Raw genomic sequence first — 18757 nt, forward strand, 5'->3', positions numbered from 1 at the left:
ACTCCAATTGTTTGATTCAATAAAAAATAATTCTATTTAGAAAAAATAATTTGCTTCATATTATAGTATTATCAAAGAATGTATAAATAATTTTTCTAATTGCCTGTAATTAGATATTTTCGTGTTTTTTCTATTTAAACGTTGATATTATAGTATTTTACCAAATGTTTATACCTAAATATTCATTAACCCAATTTGTGTAAAATGATGTTAAATCAACTATTTTATAGAATTCACGTTCAAATATTTCTATTAATTTGTTTAAATTTTCATACATTGATTTATATATTTTAGATTTAATTTTACGCCATACATCTTCAATTGGATTTAAATCAGGGCAATATGGTTTTAAAAAGATTAAATTTATGTTCAATATTTCACAGGCTTTTTCAACAATTTTAGCATGATGTATTCTTGCGTTATCTAAAATAATATTTATTCTTTTTTCTTTTGAGTTTATTTCCATTATTTTTGGATTTGATAGGTTATTCAGTAATCTTAATCTTTTTTCATACCCTATTTTTCTTGAATTGTTGTTGTCTTCTTTCCTGCAAATCTTTTGAATTTTTTCTATGGAAATTTGTTTGGAATTGTCATTATATAGTTCATCATTGATTTTATTTATCAAATCCATTTCATTTAGTGATTTAGAGGATAGATATTTTTTTATTTTTTCATCAGATAAGTTTTCATTGTTTATTGCATCTTTGATTAATTGTTTACCTAATCTATTAGTCATGTTTTCAATACGGTAATGGCATAAGGTAATTACAAAGTGAAATGCATTGTTTTTTGTATTTACCTCCATATATGAGTTGCAATTGATTCCTTGAAATCCAGTTACATTTATTCCAAATTTTACTGGATGTTTTGTTTGTATATTTTTTTCTCCAGGAGCATATAATATTCTTGTAACATTTGGAACATTTTGACAAGATGTTTCATCTAAAAAAGCAAAATATTCTGTTTGTATGTCTGTTGTCTTTAGTTTTTTTTAAGATCTTCTTCAGGATTCTTAGGACGTGTGTTGTATTTAATGAATGGTTTTCCATAGTTTAAATTTAATTTTTGTCTTGTAATAACCCATACTTGCTTCTCACTATATGTTATACCATATTTTTCTTTAATTAAGTTTCGTACATCTTTTAAATTATATTTCTCTTCATTTCCAGTTATGATTTCATTCAATTCTTTTAATTGTTGATCAGTTAAATATGATTTTCTTCCACAATTGGAATAATTTGAAAATAAACCATCAACGCCATTTTCATTATATTGTTTGACCCAACGTTCGCCTGTTTTTCTTGAAATATTAATGTTTTTTGAGGCTTTAGCAATACTTTCACCATTTGCAACCATGTTAATTAACAAAAGACGCCTATAAACAGTGTAATATTCCTTGTACTCTTTCAGCATGTCTGAAATTTCTGAAAGTTCTAAATGTTTTTCAATTTTATTATTAAATTTTTCCATGAATATACATTTATAATCCATTAGGTATAAACTTTTAGTAAAAAACTATAATAGTATTTTTGTTTTTATTGAATTATTATAGTATTTAGGAGGTTTTAATGTTTTAAAAAAAAATAGTAGAAGAGTAATTTTAGTTTAATGTTTTTATACGTATATGTTTCTATGTCCGCATTTTGGACAGTACTCTAGTCTTGAGTCATATACAGCTCCACATCCAGGATATTTACATGTTTTCATGTATCCAACGTTTTTATCTACTCCTGCTTGTTCATAGGTTACTTTGTTTGATGAGCTTGATGCTTTTGATCCTGAACTTGACCCTGAGCTTGAACTTGAACTCTGTGATGAATCACTAGTCTGTGAATCATTTGTTGTATTGTTTTGTTGTGTATCATTTAATTGTTGTTGTACTTGTTGTAATGATTGATTGAGTTCTTCGTTTTGTTCCTGCATATCAGTATATAAAGTATATGCTCCAAATGCTACACAGCATATTATAACAACAATAACAGCTGTCAATACTATTTTCATCTCTGACCTTATGATAAAACCTCCCTTTTAACTATTATATACATGTATTTTAATTTAATATCCTTAAAAACAATAAAAAAGATATCTCAGACACTTATCTTATCAAAAATATTAACTGATATTAACATGTTTTAGTCTTAAATTTGTAATTTATAATTATTAAATATAACGTGATTATTAATGGAATTCACGTAATTAAATCATGTTTTCTAATAATAACAATTATAGATAATACTATGTAATACAAAATACTGGTAAAAATATTAAATGAATGTATATATACTTTATGTTTTATAAATTAATATATAAGATAAAATAAGAGTTATTAAAACTCTAAATATAAATTAATAAACTACCCTTTTTTTATAAGACTTAACCTAAAATTACAGGGTTAAATAATATACTAACAAGTATGAGGTAAAAGAAAATGACAACATCTCATAATAAAATAAAAACACAAACAAAAGCAGAAATCACTGATTCTGATACTCACATGTTCACAGTACATGTAACTGTTACAGAACAGGGAACAGGAAAACCTGTAACTAAAGGAAGAGTAACTATAAAATCAAAAAAGGGTAAAATAATTGGTACAGGTAAAATAAAAGAAGGAACAGCTGATATAACAGCATCAATAACCAATAAAAATTATAAATTAACAATAATCTACGAGGGAACAGAACATACCTATGATGAAAGTGTTACAAAGATTGACTTCCAGAAAGAATACCTATTCTATAAGACAAGCTCATACTTATGGATTGCAATCATTGCAGCACTAATAATAATAGTATACACGATAGGATTATACACATTATTAATAACAGCATATCCGCAATCCCAGCTAGCACATACACTAAGTAGTATTATACCATACGTAGCAGTATCCAACACTACAATGCAACACTTCTATCTAGCAAACCTACACTACTTACAATTCTTTGTTAATATTCTTATATGGATATTGATAATATCCTTTATTACAGCAGGAGTATATGCTACACAATTTAACAGTAATTTCCACAATATAATTCGAAAAAATGTAACAAATCACAGTGTATTTCAGCATTTCTTTGGATTAATCATAGTAATACTCATGATAATTACAATAATCACAGTGATAATAGCATAAAATACAATCCTAAACTCCTACTATTTTTATATATTCTTTTAAAAGAAAATACCAAATTAAAAAGAAATTCATTACATTAAAGAATTCTTATATGATAATGAAGTATTAATGAAGTTTAATAAATTCAAAACTATATATAAACATTAAATATTATATTATATTATATATTATAAGAAAAAAATTTATAATAATTATACACAGGGGTGTAATTATGAAAGTAACATTAGTTAATCCACCACAAACAGCATCTAAATACAAATTCATGGGTGTAATAGCACCACCACTTGGAATAGCTTATATGGCATCAGTACTAAGAGAAAATGGTAAAGAAGTGGATATACTAGATGCATCAGCAGAGGATTTAACATTCAGTGAATATAAAGAAGAAATCAAACGAAGAAACCCGGATTTAGTAGCAATAACAGCTTTAACTCCAACCATTGGAAGAGCACTGGAAGCTGCAGAAATAACCAAAATGGTATTACCAGATTGTCTAGTAGTAATGGGCGGATATCATCCTACATTTAATTACGAAGAAACACTGCAAGATGAAAGCGTAGATATGGTTATACGTGGAGAAGGAGAATATATACTATTAGATCTTGTAGATACATTAGAAAATGATGGAAATCTAAGAGAAGTAAAAGGTATAGTATACCAGGAAGAAGATGAGGAAGGTAACAAGAGTACTATCATCAATGAAATAGCACATCCAGAACCAGATCTTGATAAAATACCGTTCCCTGCATTCGACCTGCTACCAATGGACAAGTACCGATTACTAGACATGGACACACATATGACAACAATGATAACATCAAGAGGATGTCCAATGCAATGCTCATTCTGTTCATCAGCAGCTATGCATGGTAAATTTGTAAGAGAACGAAGTGTAAAAAACATAGTGGATGAAATAGAATTCCTAACAACACACTACGATATTGATACAATAGCCTTCATGGATGATACTTTCACACTAAATAAACAGAAAGTAATGGATATCTGTGATGAAATAATGAACAGAAACATTAAAATATGGTGGGGTTGCACTTCACGTGTAGATACATTAGATGAAGAAGTACTACAAAAAATGAAGGATAGTGGATGTATAACAATATTCATGGGAGTGGAATCAGCAGATCAACAAGCTCTAGATAATATGAATAAAAACACTACCATTGAAAAAATAGAAACAGCATTCAAAGTATCACGTAAACTAAAAATCAGAACAATAGCATCTGTAGCACTTGGAATGCCTGGAGATACCAAAGAAATAATGAATAAGACAATAAAATTTGTACACTCACTTAAACCAAACTATGCAATATACAGTCTTGCTACACCATACCCTGGAACAAGATTCTATCAAGAATCATTTGAGAAAAATCTTATTAAAGTAAAAGACTGGTCTAAATATACATTAATCAGCCCTATCATAGAAACAGTAGACTTTTCACTGAAAGACTTAAGAAGAATACAGGCAAAAGCATTTATTAAATTTTATTTAAGACCACAATATCTTCTAAGTCAATTTATAAAAGACGGACCATACTTTATTAAAACAGTATTCGGTGTAATAAAAACAGCCTTAGGTAAAACTCCTAACACAACAGATTATAACAAACGAGACATTAAAGCACTAGAACCATAATTATACTAATATTATGTTAAGCTTCTCTTCTCCCTTATTTATTTTACATACTAATTTTTTTATAATATAAACTTATTAAATAATATAAAATCTATACTTAATATATTAACACATATGAGTTGATTACATGGACAACAAGATATTATCAGCAATCATAGTAATCATAGTAATAATTATTTCTTCATTATATGGAGGTCATATTGCTGATAGTAATGATACAGGAAATATAACAGGTAATAGTACTGTAAGTGTCATGGAAGACGGACAATACACTAGTATGGAGGATGTATCAGCCTACATTAAAAAATATCATAAATTACCTAGTAATTATATAACAAAAGAGGAAGCACGTGATTTAGGATGGACTGGCGGATCACTGGAGCCATATGCCCCTGGTAAAAGTATAGGTGGTGATGTATTTACTAACAGACAGGGAATACTGCCACGCAGTGATAAAAAATATATTGAATGTGATATTGATGCTAATAATACTAGTCGTGGAGCAAAAAGAATAGTATACTCTACCGATGATTACAGAGTTTATTATACAGAGGATCACTACAACACATTCACAGAGGTATAATAATTAATAATCTTATTATATTGAATAAGGAGGGAATTAATAATTGACAGAATATATAGAATTAGACGGACATAAAATAAAAGAATATTCACATGAATACCTAATTAAGACACTTGATTTACCAGATTATTATGGTAGAAACTTGGATGCATTATATGATTGTCTTACAGATATATGTGAAGATACAGAAATACATTTATTTAATAGTAACGAGGTATCACTTGACCTGATAGATACATTCTTTGATGCAGCATGTGCTAATAATTGTTTAACATTTACAAATGACTAATTAAACAATTAGCCTCACCCTCTTTAAAATAGAATTTAAAACTTATTTTACAAAATAAAGTTCTGAATTGATATAACTCTTTCTAAGCAAATATTGATTTTTACTTTTTCTAAAATTAGAAGAAAATCTTTAGAAGAGTGTTTTAATACTCTCTTCGATTTCCTGGTACTCTATTTATATTAAGTACTACTATTTCGGAATGTGTTCCCAGTCTTATTGGTGCTGCAAATGCACCTACTCCCTCAGTAACTGACAAATATGAGCGATATGTTTTGTCTTTTACTGTTACCTGTCTGTTAAATAAACCATTGCTGTATTCGAACATAAGCTTTGAAACATAGTTTACTGGGAAGAATTGTCCTCCATGTGTATGACCTGATAATTGTAATTCTATTCCCATCTTTGAGAATTCATCCCAGTATTGAGGAACATGGTATATGAGAATATTATTCATTGTATCAGATATTGGTAATTTGTAGCTGTTATCCAAATCTAAGTTATCAAATGAGAATCTTAATCCTATGATATTAAGATTTACATCATCATATATTAGATTATCATCATCTAGTATTATTACTCCAGCATTTTCTAATGCTTTTTTCACATGATCTATTCCCTGATAGTAATCATGGTTTCCTGGCGTAAATATTACAGGCATTATCGCATCTTTAAATCCCATGAATGTATCGGGAAGTATTGGACTTGAACCATCAGCTACGTCACCTGATATTATTGTGATTACTTTAGTATTTTCTTTCTGTTTTTCTTCAGCTATTTTATTAATATTATTTACCAATTCTGTTATTGTAGACTTGTGTATCATTGATCCTATATGTATATCTGACACGTGTATTATTGTCACAGGTTTACTTAGTTTTTCTGATTTTTCCTTTAGATATATTTCATATCCTCTAATGTAGTTATGATGTGCTACGTAGTATCCTATTATCATAAATAGAGGTACTAAGAGTACTATTATTGTTTTAATTGTCAGTGATAATTGTATGAAAAATCCTATTATATATAAAAGGATTATCTCAAATAAGTACATGAATGATGCCCATAGCCATAATCCCGATATTTCGACTAGTATTTCTGTTATTCTATGACTTTTATTTCGTTCTATTGACATTGGAATTATTCTGATAGCTACTAGTATTATTACTAAGCTTATTATGATATATAAGTTTAAATTGATTTCTAGTATAGTTGATAGTGATGTTATTATAAAGTAGTTATATATCATTAGCAGGAATGTGAATAGTACTCCTTGTATTTGAAATCGGCGTTCAGCATAATCTATAGTAACACTTCCTCTTATCCTTTTTTTAAATTATTTGTTGTTTTGTTAATTGTTTTTATACATAGTTTTTCCAGTTATCTGATATATCATCGAATGTTCCTCTTGTTATTCCTAATGATAATTCCAGGTTGTGTGTCATTGTTTTTATTACTTCGTTTTCATGGGTTTCTGACCATAATGGTTGGGTGTAGAAGAAGAATGGAATTGTCACTGCTAGATTCATAAGTAGCAGTACTAAGGTTTCCTCTTCATAGATTGGTTTGAATATTTTATTTTTTATTCCTTCATCTAAGACTTGTCTTATTAGTGGTTTGAATCTTTCTATTCTTTCACAGATGATTTTTATGAATATTTCACCATCTAGATTTTTTACATCGTGCATTAATGTTTCTTCTCTATGCATAAGAGAAATTATTTCATAAACCATTTCCTTAATTTTGTCTATTGTTGTTAAAGCTTTATTATTTAATATTGTAGTCATATTCTTTATCTCTTTATCGAGATATCTATTAATAAGGATATTTTTAACTTCTTCTTTATTTTTAAAGTAATGATAAAAAGTTCCTTTTACAACGTCTATTTCATTAATGATATCTGTTACTGTTACGTTGTTATATCCTTTTTCATTAAATAATCTCTCTGCTGTATTGAGTATTTCTTCTTTACGTTCTTCTGGTGGTAGAGAGATTCTGGTTTTTTTCATGTTATCTATCCCTTCTGTTATTATCGATAACTATATATATTATCATATTTAAAATTTTTATACAAGTAGTCAATGACTAGTAGTCAATGACCTTTGGTTAATGAATTATTAGGAATGATAAAGAAGAAAAAAAATAAATCGAGGTATTAAAAATGGAATCAAAAGAAAGTCATGAGGAAATAGAAACAGACAAAATGATACGAACTTTTGAGAACATCATAAACAATGGACTATCACAAAAACTATTAAACAGTGCACTAAACTACTGTGATAAATGTCAAAAGTCACATCTAGAATCTGCACTGGATTACTACCTGGGAAAACAAGATGAAATCTGTACAACCTGTAAAATAACCTACAAACTAATACAAAAAATAATAAAAAAATCATTAGAAACATTTGACACATCAGAAGAAGCATTAATAGAAACCATGCAAAATCCAGTATGGGAACGAGGATTACTAAGCACATTCAAAGGAATGAGCAGATTCAAAGTAAGAAAACCATTTACACCTGGAGCACCGTATCAGATAGTCTGGAACATAACAAGAGCATGCAATTTTAACTGCATACACTGTTACGAAAATGCAGGACAAAAAGATGAGGACGAACTAACAACACAGGAAATTCATGAAACTATAGACTTATTAGCAGATATTGGAGTAGTTTCCCTGGCATTCAGTGGAGGAGAACCATCAATACATCCAGACATACTGGAATTCATAAAACATGCATCAGACAGAGGATTATTTGTAAGCATGGCATCAAATGGATATGTATTTAACACATACGAAAAAGCTAAGCAATTCAAAGATGCAGGATTAGAGTTCGTACAACTAAGTCTAGACGGCTTAAATCCTGAAACACATGATTCATTCAGAAATGTTAAAGGTTCATGGAACAGAGTAATAGAAGCAATCAAAAACTTCCAGAAAGCAGGAGTATATACTGGAATATCAACCACGGTAACCAAAAGAAATAAAGACGAAATACCAGACATGATAAAATTCCTAAATGATTTAAATGTAGATTGGTTCATGTTATATAACTTCATACCAACAGGAAAAGGATCAAACATAAGAGACATAGATTTAAATCCACAGGAAAGAAGAGAATTACTGGAATTAATATACAAAGCTAACGTTGATACAGACATGAATATCATGTCAACAGCACCACAATTTGCAGATGTAGCAGTGAATAATGACACCGGTACCCAGATGGTACCAACTCACTTCTATAATGTAAATTACGTAAATCCGGCAATGAAGCAACTATCTGAATTCATAGGAGGTTGTGGAGCTGGTAGATTTTACATGAGTATAGAACCTAATGGAGACATATATCCTTGTGTATTTTTCCCACATAACAAGGATGTATTATTAGGAAATGTTAAAGATAAGAATATAGAAGATATATGGATAAATCATCCTTTATTAAAAGAGTTCAGAAGTAAAGATATTCTCAAGGACCATTGCGGTAATTGTGAATCAAAATATATATGTGGTGGTTGTAGAGCCAGAGCATATAATTACTTCCAAGATATATTATCTCCAGATCCTGGTTGCATAAGAAATCAGGATGCATGGAATAAGTTAGAAACCAAATAAAGCATAATTAAATAATAATTTTCAAAGAATCTAGAGATGATCTTCTTCATTGGATTTTATCATTAGTAATTTAATATGTATCAATACCTCGATATAATAATCAAAAATACATCATATGAATAAGGAAAGTTATCTAATATTATATTTTTTTAGAATCATAAATTAGGAACATATAAAACCTAATGAAGAAGATAATTTTTTATTTTTTTTTATTTTTAGAGGTATTGAATTAAAAATATTTTTTTCTACAAATATACTATTTTTTAATAAGATTAGCGAAATTATTCTAATAAGATAATTACTCATTTTATTCTATTTATCTAGTACTTCTTCACTTTTGCTTATGGAATTTTATCTTCTTCAACATTTAATACATTCAGTCCCCTGTTTATTCATATACAACTTGTTTTATTTTATTTATCCTCTAATTTTTATTAAATATAGACAGGTACTATTTTAAATCTATTTTTTTAGATATAATATATAGAAGTGGGTTAGTATTGTATTTTTCATTATTAAAATACCACAAGTCATAACCTCTGTTATAGAAAAAAAACTGGAACTGGACTTGTTATTGAATTTATTATAACAGTTAGATTATATGAAAAATAGTTGAAAATAGGTGATTTGTAGTTGTTAATTAATGTATTCTACAAATCAGATTGTACAGGTTATTGAATAAAATATTTTTAAACAATTTTAAGAACATCAGAATATTCAGGGTTTCCAATCATTAAATTACTTGCATATGGACATGAAGGAACAATTTTCACATCTTCAATACGTGCATGTTCTATAACTTTCTCTACTAATTTTTTAGCAATTCCTTTACCTGAATAGGATTCATCAACTTCTGTAAGAGTTATAACCCAGTTATCTTTTAATCTGGCGAAGTGACATTGCCCAATTTGTTTATTTCCATCATATGCAATACTACTATTATCTTTTTCTGCAAATTCTATGTTAATATTATTTTTATTTTTTAATTCATATTTAAGTGCTCCTGATGGACATTTATCAATGATTTCTGCTATTTCTGTAGCTGGTGCTACATTAATATCTACCCATGGCCTTTTTGTTGTGTCAAAGACTAGACTGTTACCTCTTACACAGTTGGTGGAATGCTGACATATTTCGGGATTCCAGAAAATATTAAGTTCATTATTTTCATATGTTTTATATCCCTTTGATTCTAATTCTTTTCTCATTGACATTGTTTTTACTCCTTATAATATTACTAATAAATATTATTTATTATTATACTATTTCCATCTATTCATATGTAATTTATCAACTGTAAAAAAACTAATTTTTATAACATTAATATATTATTTAGGTAAATCTAGTTTTATTTTTGTTTAATGATTATTGTTGTTATTAGGATTTGCCATATAAGTATTTATAACAGCAGTTATAAAATATACATTAACAATGTGAAGTGATAAAATGAATATAGTAAATGATTGGGACCAAGATTACATAGACAATTTAAGAGAATTTGATAAAAACATAAAAGAATCATCAGTAACACTAAACTATGATTTCATAACAGAACACTACTTTGAAATGTATGAAGTAGCATTAAATGCCGGAACAATAATGCCCTACAGATTCAATACTATAGGCCTAGCATACAAGGGACATGACCATGACAGACCAACAAAATTCAAAAACTTCGACCCAAAAGTAAAAGAAAGACTAGAAAATGCATACAAAAAACGAACAGAACTACAATTCAAATTCGCAGACCCAAATTCTGATCAAAAAGCCAGATACGATGAATTCCTAGATAAAGAAATCTATGATTTTATTGAAGAATTCCCACAATTCAGGGATATAATCTACCACGATGACGATGAAAAACAGGAATAAAAGAAAACATGAACACAACTGAAGAAGTAAACAAAATACTAGAAAAAGAACAAGACAAAATGATAAAATACCTTAAATGGTATGAAAATCTGCCTGGTAAGTATGCAAGCAAGATAAAACTTAACAGAAAATATGCAACAGAAATCAGGGAACAACTAATAAACAATCCAGATGCATATCCGACAAAACTAGTCTATATTCTAAATGTTAATCCTATGGACTATAATAAAAAATATCCTGGAGCTGTAATGTATGAAAACTATAAAATGAAAGCATACCAGATACTATACCTAGAAAATAATGATAATATTACAGGATATGATGAAGATATAGGTTTTTCTATAGGTTTAGAATTAATTATGAAGGAATTTGTTGATAATCATCCGCAATGGTCTGAACTTATAAAGATATAGAATAAAATAATTCCCTTCAATCTACTTTTTTTTAAATATATTTTTATATATTACTTATTAATTTAAAATATAAATTATTGTATAAATATAAATAGTTTTAGATGATATTATGGATTTAATGAAAAATGTTAAAATTTGCAAAGCTCTTAGTGATCCTACTAGATTAGAGATTGTTACTATGATTAATGGCACAGAAAAATGTGCTTGTAGACTTCTTGAGCATTTTGACATAACACAACCTACATTATCACATCATATGAAACAGTTAACTAATTGTGGCTTAGTTGATGTTAGAAAAGAAGGTAAATGGTCATATTATTCCATAAATACGGATGTTTTAACTGAATTTAAAGACTTTGTAAACAGTCTTGAATCTAATATGAATGATACTTGTATTGAATGTTAATTTTTATTTAATTTTTTGGCTTATTTTTTGTTATTTTTCTTTTTATTCTGATATTATTATAACACTGACATATAGATAATTATCAATATATTTAAATAAAATAAATTAAAAAAAATACTATAACAATAACACATTGATGATTATCAATGTATAAGAAGGTTTAGAAAATGACAAACGAATCAAAAATTAGTTTCTTTAACAAATATCTAACCATATGGGTATTAATATGTATGGCTATAGGTATCTTCATAAGCCAATACATACCTATCATTCCAAATTTCTTAAAACAATTTGAATATGCTCAAATATCAATTCCTATTGCAATATTAATATGGATAATGATTTATCCAATGATGTTAAAAATTGACTTTAAAAGTATTAAAAACGTGAAAAATAATATAAAAGGAATAATACTAACGTGGTGCGTAAACTGGCTAATCCAACCATTTACAATGTACTTAATATGCACAGTATTCTTTTTTATAATATATCAAGGAATATTATCAACAAACATGGCAACAAATTATCTTATAGGAGCAGTACTTCTAGGATCTGCACCATGTACTGCAATGGTATTTGTATGGAGTGAATTAATGAAAGGAGATTCAGCATACACACTAGTACAAGTAGCTACCAATGATATAATAATACTATTTGCTTATGTACCAATTGTTACATGTCTCTTAGGAATTTCAAACATATCAATTCCATATGATACCTTAATATTATCAATAATATTATTTGTTGTAATTCCATTCATAGCAAGTATAATAAGTAGAAAATTTATTATTAATCATAAAAGTAAGGAATATTTAGAAAATAAGTTTATTCCGAAATTCGATAATATTACTACTATAGGTTTATTATTAACATTAATATTTATTTTCTCATCACAAGGAAATCTAATATTAAATAATCCATTAGATATTATATTAATTGCTATTCCATATATTATCCAAATATTTTTAATATTTGGTATAGGATATCTTGGTTCAAAAGCTATTAAGTTACCACAAAATATTGCAGCTCCTGCATCACTAGTTGGTGCTTCAAATTTCTTTGAATTAGCTGTTGCTATAGCCATAGCTTTATATGGTGTAAGTAGTCCAGTAGCTTTAGCTACGACTGTAGGTGTATTAATAGAAGTACCGGTAATGTTGACATTAGTACGAATTGTGAATAATACTAAAGACTGGTATAATTCAGGATTAAATGATAAAAAAATCAGTGATAAATATTATAATTAGCTATAATAATATATAGCTAACCATAATTTTCTTTTAAAATAATATAGAACTTTATTAATATTATTGATGTATATTATTAAAAACATGATTAAAAAATTATTGATATACATCTAATATTTAATTTTTAAGAGTTCTGTAGAAATCATGTATGATACTATTAACTAATTCAAGATTAAGAGTACTGTCTAGCCATTCACGTGGAATAGAATCTAATCCATAATATAATGCTGCAAGACTACCAGTTATTATACCATTAGTATCAGTATCTCCACCAAGATTAACAGCCTTTAAAACTGCATCCTTATAGTTGTCAGTATTATAACAACAATATAAGGCTACTTCAAGTGAATCAACAACATATCCAGTACTTGAGACTACTGTATCTTTATTATCTAGGAAATTTTTACTGTATAACTTACTAAAGCAAGGATATTTATCTTCAATGTCATAGTATTTTCGTGATTCATTTAAACCTCTTTTTATTAGAGTTTTAAAGTTCTTAGTATATCTGTCATGTAATATTTCCTGGACTATAAAGTTATAAATATTACATGATGCCTTACTTATACTATGAGCATGTGTTAGTGAGGAGATGTCATCTATTAGTTTTATTGATTCATCCACTGGTATATTATTTGTGTAAATATACAGAAGTATAGGCATGATTCTCATTAATGATCCATTACCGTTATTACGTTTTCCATCTCCACCACATTCTATTGGCTCAATTCCCTTACTGTAGTTTTCTATAGCATATTTCGTTGTTCTTCCAACATCAAATGTTTCACCAAGTGGCGTGTAATCACCATTATAGTACCATTTCTGGAAGTTATTCATAATATCATCATAATCTACTCCTTTTTTTAAACTGTCCAGTAATGCTATTGTAAGAGAACTATCATCAGACCATGTTCCTACAGGCATGTTATATGTACCGTGACCCGTCATACCAGTAGCCGGGTTATCTAACATTTCTTCATGTGACTTAAACTCGTATGGCACTCCAAGTGCATCAGCTACTACTCCACCATATATTGCAGCTTTTATGTCTGTTATTGTTAATCTATGACTATCTTTTACTAATCTTCTGAAGTTTGCTGATGATTCACGCGGATTATCATGTTTCATTATAGCAGATACTATTGCTACTCCGTCAAATCCATATTCATTTATTACTTGTGGCGTGTTGTATTCCTTTACTCCGCCAATTGCTACTCTTGGTATTGTGATGTTTTCATCAACTTTTTTAAGGTCTTCCTTGCTAATTACACTACAGTCCTCTTTTGTTGAGGTAGCTTGTATTGCTCCTATTCCCAGATAATCTGCTCCATCTTTTTCTGCTTGAAGGGCATCTTCATAGTTTTCTGCACTTATACCGATTATTTTATCTGGTCCTAGTATTTGTCGTGCTATTTTGCATGGCATGTCATCCTGTCCGAGGTGTACACCGCTACTGTCAACAGCTTGTGCCACATCAATTCTATCATTAATAATTAATGGTACATTGTATTTATCAGTTATTTGTTTAACCTTCACAGCTAAATTATAGAATTCTCTTGTTGTACTATTTTTTTCTCTTAGTTGAACTATACTGGTTCCACCAATTATAGCTTTTTCTATTATGTCAAGAAATTCCTGTTCTGTGAAGTCGAACTGATCTGTTACCAGATATACACTATAATCAATATTCATCATAAAATTTATTACTCCATCTTTGTTAAATTAGACATTGAAGTTAATGTTTCCTCATCCATTAATGATAATTCATCTATTAAATCCACACCAAAGCTACCAGTACCCCTACCATCAGTTTCTACTTTTATAGCTGCTTTTTGTCCGGCTATTCCCATTACTAATGTTCCAGTGATAGCTGCTACAAGTGGTGTTGTTATAGCTGCATATGAAGCTATTACGCATCCTAGCATACAGCCGGTACCAGTTATTCTGCTCATCATAGCATCACCATTTCTAATAGTATAAACACTTTCACCATCGGAGATTATGTCTATTGGTCCGGAAACTGCTATAACAGTGTTTAATTTAGATGCTATATTTTTTACTAATACTGCCTGGTCACTTATAGTTTCCTCATTAATCACATCAGTTTCTGCTACATCTACACCTTTAGCCTTAGTACATTCATCTAATATTCCATATAGCATTGCTATTGCCTTGATTTCTGATAGGTTACCTCTGATTATGGTAGGTTTTGATTCTGTTATTATATCAATTGGTGTTTGATTTCTTATTTTACTAATTCCTACTCCTACAGGGTCTAATACTAATGGTATGTTTGATTGTACTGCTTTTTTTGCTGATTTTTTCATTGTTTCCACTTGGCTTGTTGTTAATGTTCCAATATTTATGAGTAATGAATTAGCAATTCCTGTTATTTCCTCTGCTTCTTCTGGTTCATTAGCCATTATAGGTGAACCACCTACTGCTAGCACTGCATTTGCACAATCTTTGACTGTTACTACATTTGTTATGCAATGTGTTAGTGGACTATCCGTCCTTAGTTGTTGTACTGCTTCTATTACTTTATCATTCACTGAATTATCAATCATGTTTAATCTCCTTATCTATAGTAATATTTCTAGTCTTAATAATTATTAAATTTTATTACGTAAACACGTTTTAGGATGTTTAGATTTTATTTAAAATAATTAAATTATAAAAAAGAGTTTTTAAGAGAAATTATCTTCTTATAATATATTTACTAATAATTGGCTCGAGTTTATAGTATAATTTTTCTGTTAATGGCAGTGATATTAATATGTATACATATATACTTAGAATTACTGAAATAAGGTTAGAAATTCCACTGTAAGCATATAATTGCTGTGAAATAGCAGGATATATTGTTGCTAGTGATGATACTGCTGCTACATTCATACTTGTACTTCCTACTCCACAGGCTAGTGCATATGCATATGGATGCAATGGTATCAGTGTTGAGAGTACTGATGCAATTATGCTTATAAATATTGTTCCTAATACTGCTCCTATTAAGTATACTATCATGAATCCGTTTACTTCTGGTGAATTAAATCCATATTTATCTATTATTACTGCCATTTGTGGTTCACGGCATATGGAGCTTGTCATTCCTATAGCTTCTCTTTTGAATCCTAGCAGTAAAGCAACTGGTAATGCAACAAAAATTGATCCAAGGTCTCCTATTTCTTCAAGTAGTATTAATGGCCCTGTATTAATAAGTAAGGTTATATTTTGACCACTTATTATTGCTAGTTTTGCTATTAAGGGTCCTATTAGTAGTAGTAATAGTTTAGATGATGTTCTTGATTGTTTTTCATCTATCCATTTAAAAGGTTTTAACTGGTATAATAACATCGCCAGAACTAGTGCATAGATTATGGGCAATATTACAAGACTTACCCCTTTTATTAGATGTATGTGAAATATTCCAATGTATTCTGATATAACTACAATTATTAATATTGTTAGATGTAGTTTATAGTCAAACATGTCAATATTGTCTGTTTTATCTTTTTTATCCATATCAATACATCTTTCATAGTTTTTAATTCTTTAGTAGTATTATGTATAAAAAAAGTAATATATTTATTGTAAAAAGAGTTTTATTGGAGGTTATGTGAAGTATTATTCTCTTTAAATACTTCTTATATGATTCCTGTGTACATTAATACACCCTGTGCTATTATTGCTGATCCGAGATAAGTTCCTATGATTACAAAGAAAGTTACGATAATTCCTCTTATTCCAACCTTTTTAAATTCTCCTAAGTCTTTTCCCATTGCTACACCAGCATATGCTAAGAGAATTGTTGTTAAAGATACTAAATCTACTTTGGATGTATAATATATGATAGATCCAGATATAGGACACCATGGAACTGCTAATAGTAATCCTATTATGCTTATATATATTATTGCAGGGATGTTATATGGAACATATTTCTCTATTATCATACCTATTAATGTTATCGCACATAATATAAGCATTCCTACTAATGATTCTTCAAATGGGTACTGATATCCTACCCAATTTCCAATAGCTGACATTACAGAGAATATTAATAGAATCAATATCCATTCTAGCACTGTGTTAATTGATAATACTTTTGACACTATATCATATCCTCATCTTCACTATTTTTTCTAGATAACAATTTACTTATAGGCGGTTCTAGAATTTTATATAACCATTGTGTTAAAGGTATTGCTACTAGAATATATACATACATTCCTGTTACCATTGACAGCATATTTGCCATTCCACTGAATGCCTGTAGCTGTGTTGACATGCTCGGAAATATAGCAGATAATGATGCTACAGCTGCAGCATTCATACTTGCACTTCCTATACCGCACGCCATTCCATATGCATATGGATGTAATGGAAGTAAATATGCTAATACACTTACTAATAAACTTATAAAAGGTGTTCCTAGTACTGTTCCTATGAGAAATACTGAGAAGAATCCCTTTGTCTCTGGTGAATTAAATCCAAATTTATCTATTACTACTGCCATTTGTGGTTCACGGCATATGGAACTTGTCATTCCAATGGCTTCTCTTTTGAATCCTAGCAGTAAAGCAACTGGGAGTGCTGCAAATATTGTTCCGAGATTTCCTACTTCCTGTAGTAGTAATGCCGGTCCAGCATTGAATATTATTTCTATATTTTGACCACTTGCTATAGCTAATTTAGCTAGTAATGGACCTATCAATAGCATCATAATTGTACTTGCTTTACTTGATTGTTCCTCTTTTATCCAGGTTATTGGTTTTGCTAGATAGCATGCTACTGCCAGTACTAATGAATATAATAAGGGCATTAATACAATTCGTATTCCACCTAAATTCAGTGTATACATACCTATGTATTCAGCTATTATTATAGATACCAGAATTGTCATATGCAGTTTATAATCTTTTCGTGCTGATTTTAGTTCTTCATAATTATCCGAGTCCTTTTGTTCCATTACCATTGAGTATCCCCCAGTCATATAATATTGTTCTTATCCCTACAAACTTTTATTATTGTTATATCATATGGCTTTTTACAGGTTTTGTGAAATAAATTTCTTAATAATTAATATTAATATTATACTTATATAAAAACATTCAATAATAAAATTAATAAATACTATAAACATTTTTTATATTATATTACCATATTATAAAAATTATTTTATTAAAAAGATATTTTTATTATAATTTATTTATAGTTCACATAAACTCTTAAAACAAAAAAATAATAACATTAAAATTCAAAGAAAAATTCAATTCCTAAAATAAGTATAAAAAAGCTAAAAATAGTATAAATAATAGGAACAAAGTTATTCCTGATATAAGAATAAATCAACCAGTTATTGCACTTTAAGAGAACATATAGTTCTTAATATCATATAATAAGGATAATTAAACATTTTAGATAATTTAGTAAATAAGGCGTTACAAGTAGTTATATAACAAATAAAGAGTATTCTATCCTTATTTTAGTTTATAAAAGTTAATTGAAAAGGTATAGTTAAAATAACACTCTTAGAATTGTTCC

At 28.6% G+C, this 18757-nt stretch carries 20 protein-coding genes; 9 read left to right on the forward strand and 11 right to left on the reverse strand.

Annotated features, from left to right (window positions below):
- Window positions 1–157: 157 nt before the first annotated feature.
- The 3 genes from OTK55_RS06690 to OTK55_RS06700 form a co-directional block, all read right to left on the reverse strand.
- The gene (locus OTK55_RS06690) at window positions 158–808 is read right to left on the reverse strand and encodes a transposase (protein ID WP_274870718.1); all 651 of its coding nucleotides are present in this window, start codon (window positions 806–808) and stop codon (window positions 158–160) included.
- Window positions 809–984: 176 nt separating this feature from the next.
- On the reverse strand, window positions 985–1473 hold the full coding sequence (locus tag OTK55_RS06695) for a helix-turn-helix domain-containing protein (protein ID WP_274870716.1): 489 nt from the start codon (window positions 1471–1473) through the stop codon (window positions 985–987).
- 144 nt (window positions 1474–1617) lie between these two features.
- Entirely contained in the window at window positions 1618–2004 is a 387-nt protein-coding gene (locus OTK55_RS06700) for a hypothetical protein (protein ID WP_274871378.1), read from the reverse strand.
- Window positions 2005–2431: 427 nt separating this feature from the next.
- On the opposite strand from OTK55_RS06700, the gene OTK55_RS06705 reads away from it, so the two are divergent.
- The 4 genes from OTK55_RS06705 (at window position 2432) to OTK55_RS06720 (ending at window position 5659) form a co-directional block, all read left to right on the forward strand.
- The gene (locus OTK55_RS06705; RefSeq protein ID WP_274871379.1) at window positions 2432–3136 is read left to right on the forward strand and encodes a DUF2462 domain-containing protein; all 705 of its coding nucleotides are present in this window, start codon (window positions 2432–2434) and stop codon (window positions 3134–3136) included.
- Window positions 3137–3347: 211 nt separating this feature from the next.
- Window positions 3348–4787: a B12-binding domain-containing radical SAM protein gene (locus OTK55_RS06710; RefSeq protein WP_274871381.1), complete on the forward strand. Its 1440-nt coding sequence runs from the start codon at window positions 3348–3350 to the stop codon at window positions 4785–4787.
- Between the two features lie 127 nt (window positions 4788–4914).
- Window positions 4915–5370 (forward strand): ribonuclease domain-containing protein, encoded by a 456-nt coding sequence (locus OTK55_RS06715; protein ID WP_274871382.1) that lies wholly within the window; start codon window positions 4915–4917, stop codon window positions 5368–5370.
- 43 nt (window positions 5371–5413) lie between these two features.
- Window positions 5414–5659 (forward strand): barstar family protein, encoded by a 246-nt coding sequence (locus tag OTK55_RS06720; protein ID WP_274871383.1) that lies wholly within the window; start codon window positions 5414–5416, stop codon window positions 5657–5659.
- Between the two features lie 142 nt (window positions 5660–5801).
- On the opposite strand, the gene OTK55_RS06725 is transcribed toward OTK55_RS06720, so the two are convergent.
- Complete coding sequence (locus OTK55_RS06725) at window positions 5802–6791, reverse strand: metallophosphoesterase (protein ID WP_274871385.1); 990 nt, start codon at window positions 6789–6791, stop codon at window positions 5802–5804.
- Between the two features lie 226 nt (window positions 6792–7017).
- Entirely contained in the window at window positions 7018–7665 is a 648-nt protein-coding gene (locus tag OTK55_RS06730; RefSeq protein ID WP_274871386.1) for a TetR/AcrR family transcriptional regulator, read from the reverse strand.
- Between the two features lie 152 nt (window positions 7666–7817).
- Here OTK55_RS06730 and OTK55_RS06735 point away from each other — a divergent pair, with 152 nt between their 5' ends.
- Complete coding sequence (locus OTK55_RS06735; protein WP_274871388.1) at window positions 7818–9275, forward strand: radical SAM/SPASM domain-containing protein; 1458 nt, start codon at window positions 7818–7820, stop codon at window positions 9273–9275.
- 689 nt (window positions 9276–9964) lie between these two features.
- Here OTK55_RS06735 and OTK55_RS06740 read toward each other — a convergent pair.
- Entirely contained in the window at window positions 9965–10489 is a 525-nt protein-coding gene (locus tag OTK55_RS06740) for a GNAT family N-acetyltransferase (protein WP_274871390.1), read from the reverse strand.
- Between the two features lie 232 nt (window positions 10490–10721).
- Here OTK55_RS06740 and OTK55_RS06745 point away from each other — a divergent pair, with 232 nt between their 5' ends.
- From OTK55_RS06745 to arsB, 4 genes are all read left to right on the forward strand, one after another.
- Window positions 10722–11147 carry a hypothetical protein gene (locus OTK55_RS06745; protein WP_274871392.1) on the forward strand — a complete coding sequence of 142 codons (426 nt, stop codon included), beginning with the start codon at window positions 10722–10724 and terminating at the stop codon, window positions 11145–11147.
- 8 nt (window positions 11148–11155) lie between these two features.
- Window positions 11156–11560, forward strand: a complete 405-nt coding sequence (locus OTK55_RS06750; RefSeq protein ID WP_274871393.1) for a hypothetical protein — start codon at window positions 11156–11158, stop codon at window positions 11558–11560.
- A 109-nt stretch (window positions 11561–11669) separates the two neighbouring features.
- A complete protein-coding gene (locus tag OTK55_RS06755) occupies window positions 11670–11966 on the forward strand; it encodes an ArsR/SmtB family transcription factor (protein WP_274871394.1) in 297 nt (98 codons plus the stop codon).
- A gap of 167 nt (window positions 11967–12133) precedes the next feature.
- Window positions 12134–13213: an ACR3 family arsenite efflux transporter gene (arsB, locus tag OTK55_RS06760; RefSeq protein WP_274871395.1), complete on the forward strand. Its 1080-nt coding sequence runs from the start codon at window positions 12134–12136 to the stop codon at window positions 13211–13213.
- 117 nt (window positions 13214–13330) lie between these two features.
- On the opposite strand, the gene thiE is transcribed toward arsB, so the two are convergent.
- From thiE to OTK55_RS06785, 5 genes are all read right to left on the reverse strand, one after another.
- Window positions 13331–14908, reverse strand: coding sequence for a thiamine phosphate synthase (gene thiE / locus OTK55_RS06765; RefSeq protein WP_274871396.1), 1578 nt, complete (start codon window positions 14906–14908; stop codon window positions 13331–13333).
- Window positions 14909–14916: 8 nt separating this feature from the next.
- The gene (gene thiM / locus OTK55_RS06770; protein ID WP_274871399.1) at window positions 14917–15780 is read right to left on the reverse strand and encodes a hydroxyethylthiazole kinase; all 864 of its coding nucleotides are present in this window, start codon (window positions 15778–15780) and stop codon (window positions 14917–14919) included.
- 130 nt (window positions 15781–15910) lie between these two features.
- Window positions 15911–16735, reverse strand: a complete 825-nt coding sequence (locus tag OTK55_RS06775; RefSeq protein WP_274871400.1) for a DUF3100 domain-containing protein — start codon at window positions 16733–16735, stop codon at window positions 15911–15913.
- 122 nt (window positions 16736–16857) lie between these two features.
- Window positions 16858–17325: a hypothetical protein gene (locus OTK55_RS06780; protein ID WP_274871402.1), complete on the reverse strand. Its 468-nt coding sequence runs from the start codon at window positions 17323–17325 to the stop codon at window positions 16858–16860.
- Entirely contained in the window at window positions 17325–18188 is an 864-nt protein-coding gene (locus OTK55_RS06785) for a DUF3100 domain-containing protein (protein ID WP_274871403.1), read from the reverse strand. Before OTK55_RS06785 ends, OTK55_RS06780 begins: the two co-directional genes overlap by 1 nt.
- Window positions 18189–18757: the final 569 nt, after the last annotated feature.

The sequence above is a fragment of the Candidatus Methanosphaera massiliense genome (genome assembly GCF_028890305.1).
In the GTDB taxonomy this organism is placed as follows: domain Archaea; phylum Methanobacteriota; class Methanobacteria; order Methanobacteriales; family Methanobacteriaceae; genus Methanosphaera; species Methanosphaera massiliense.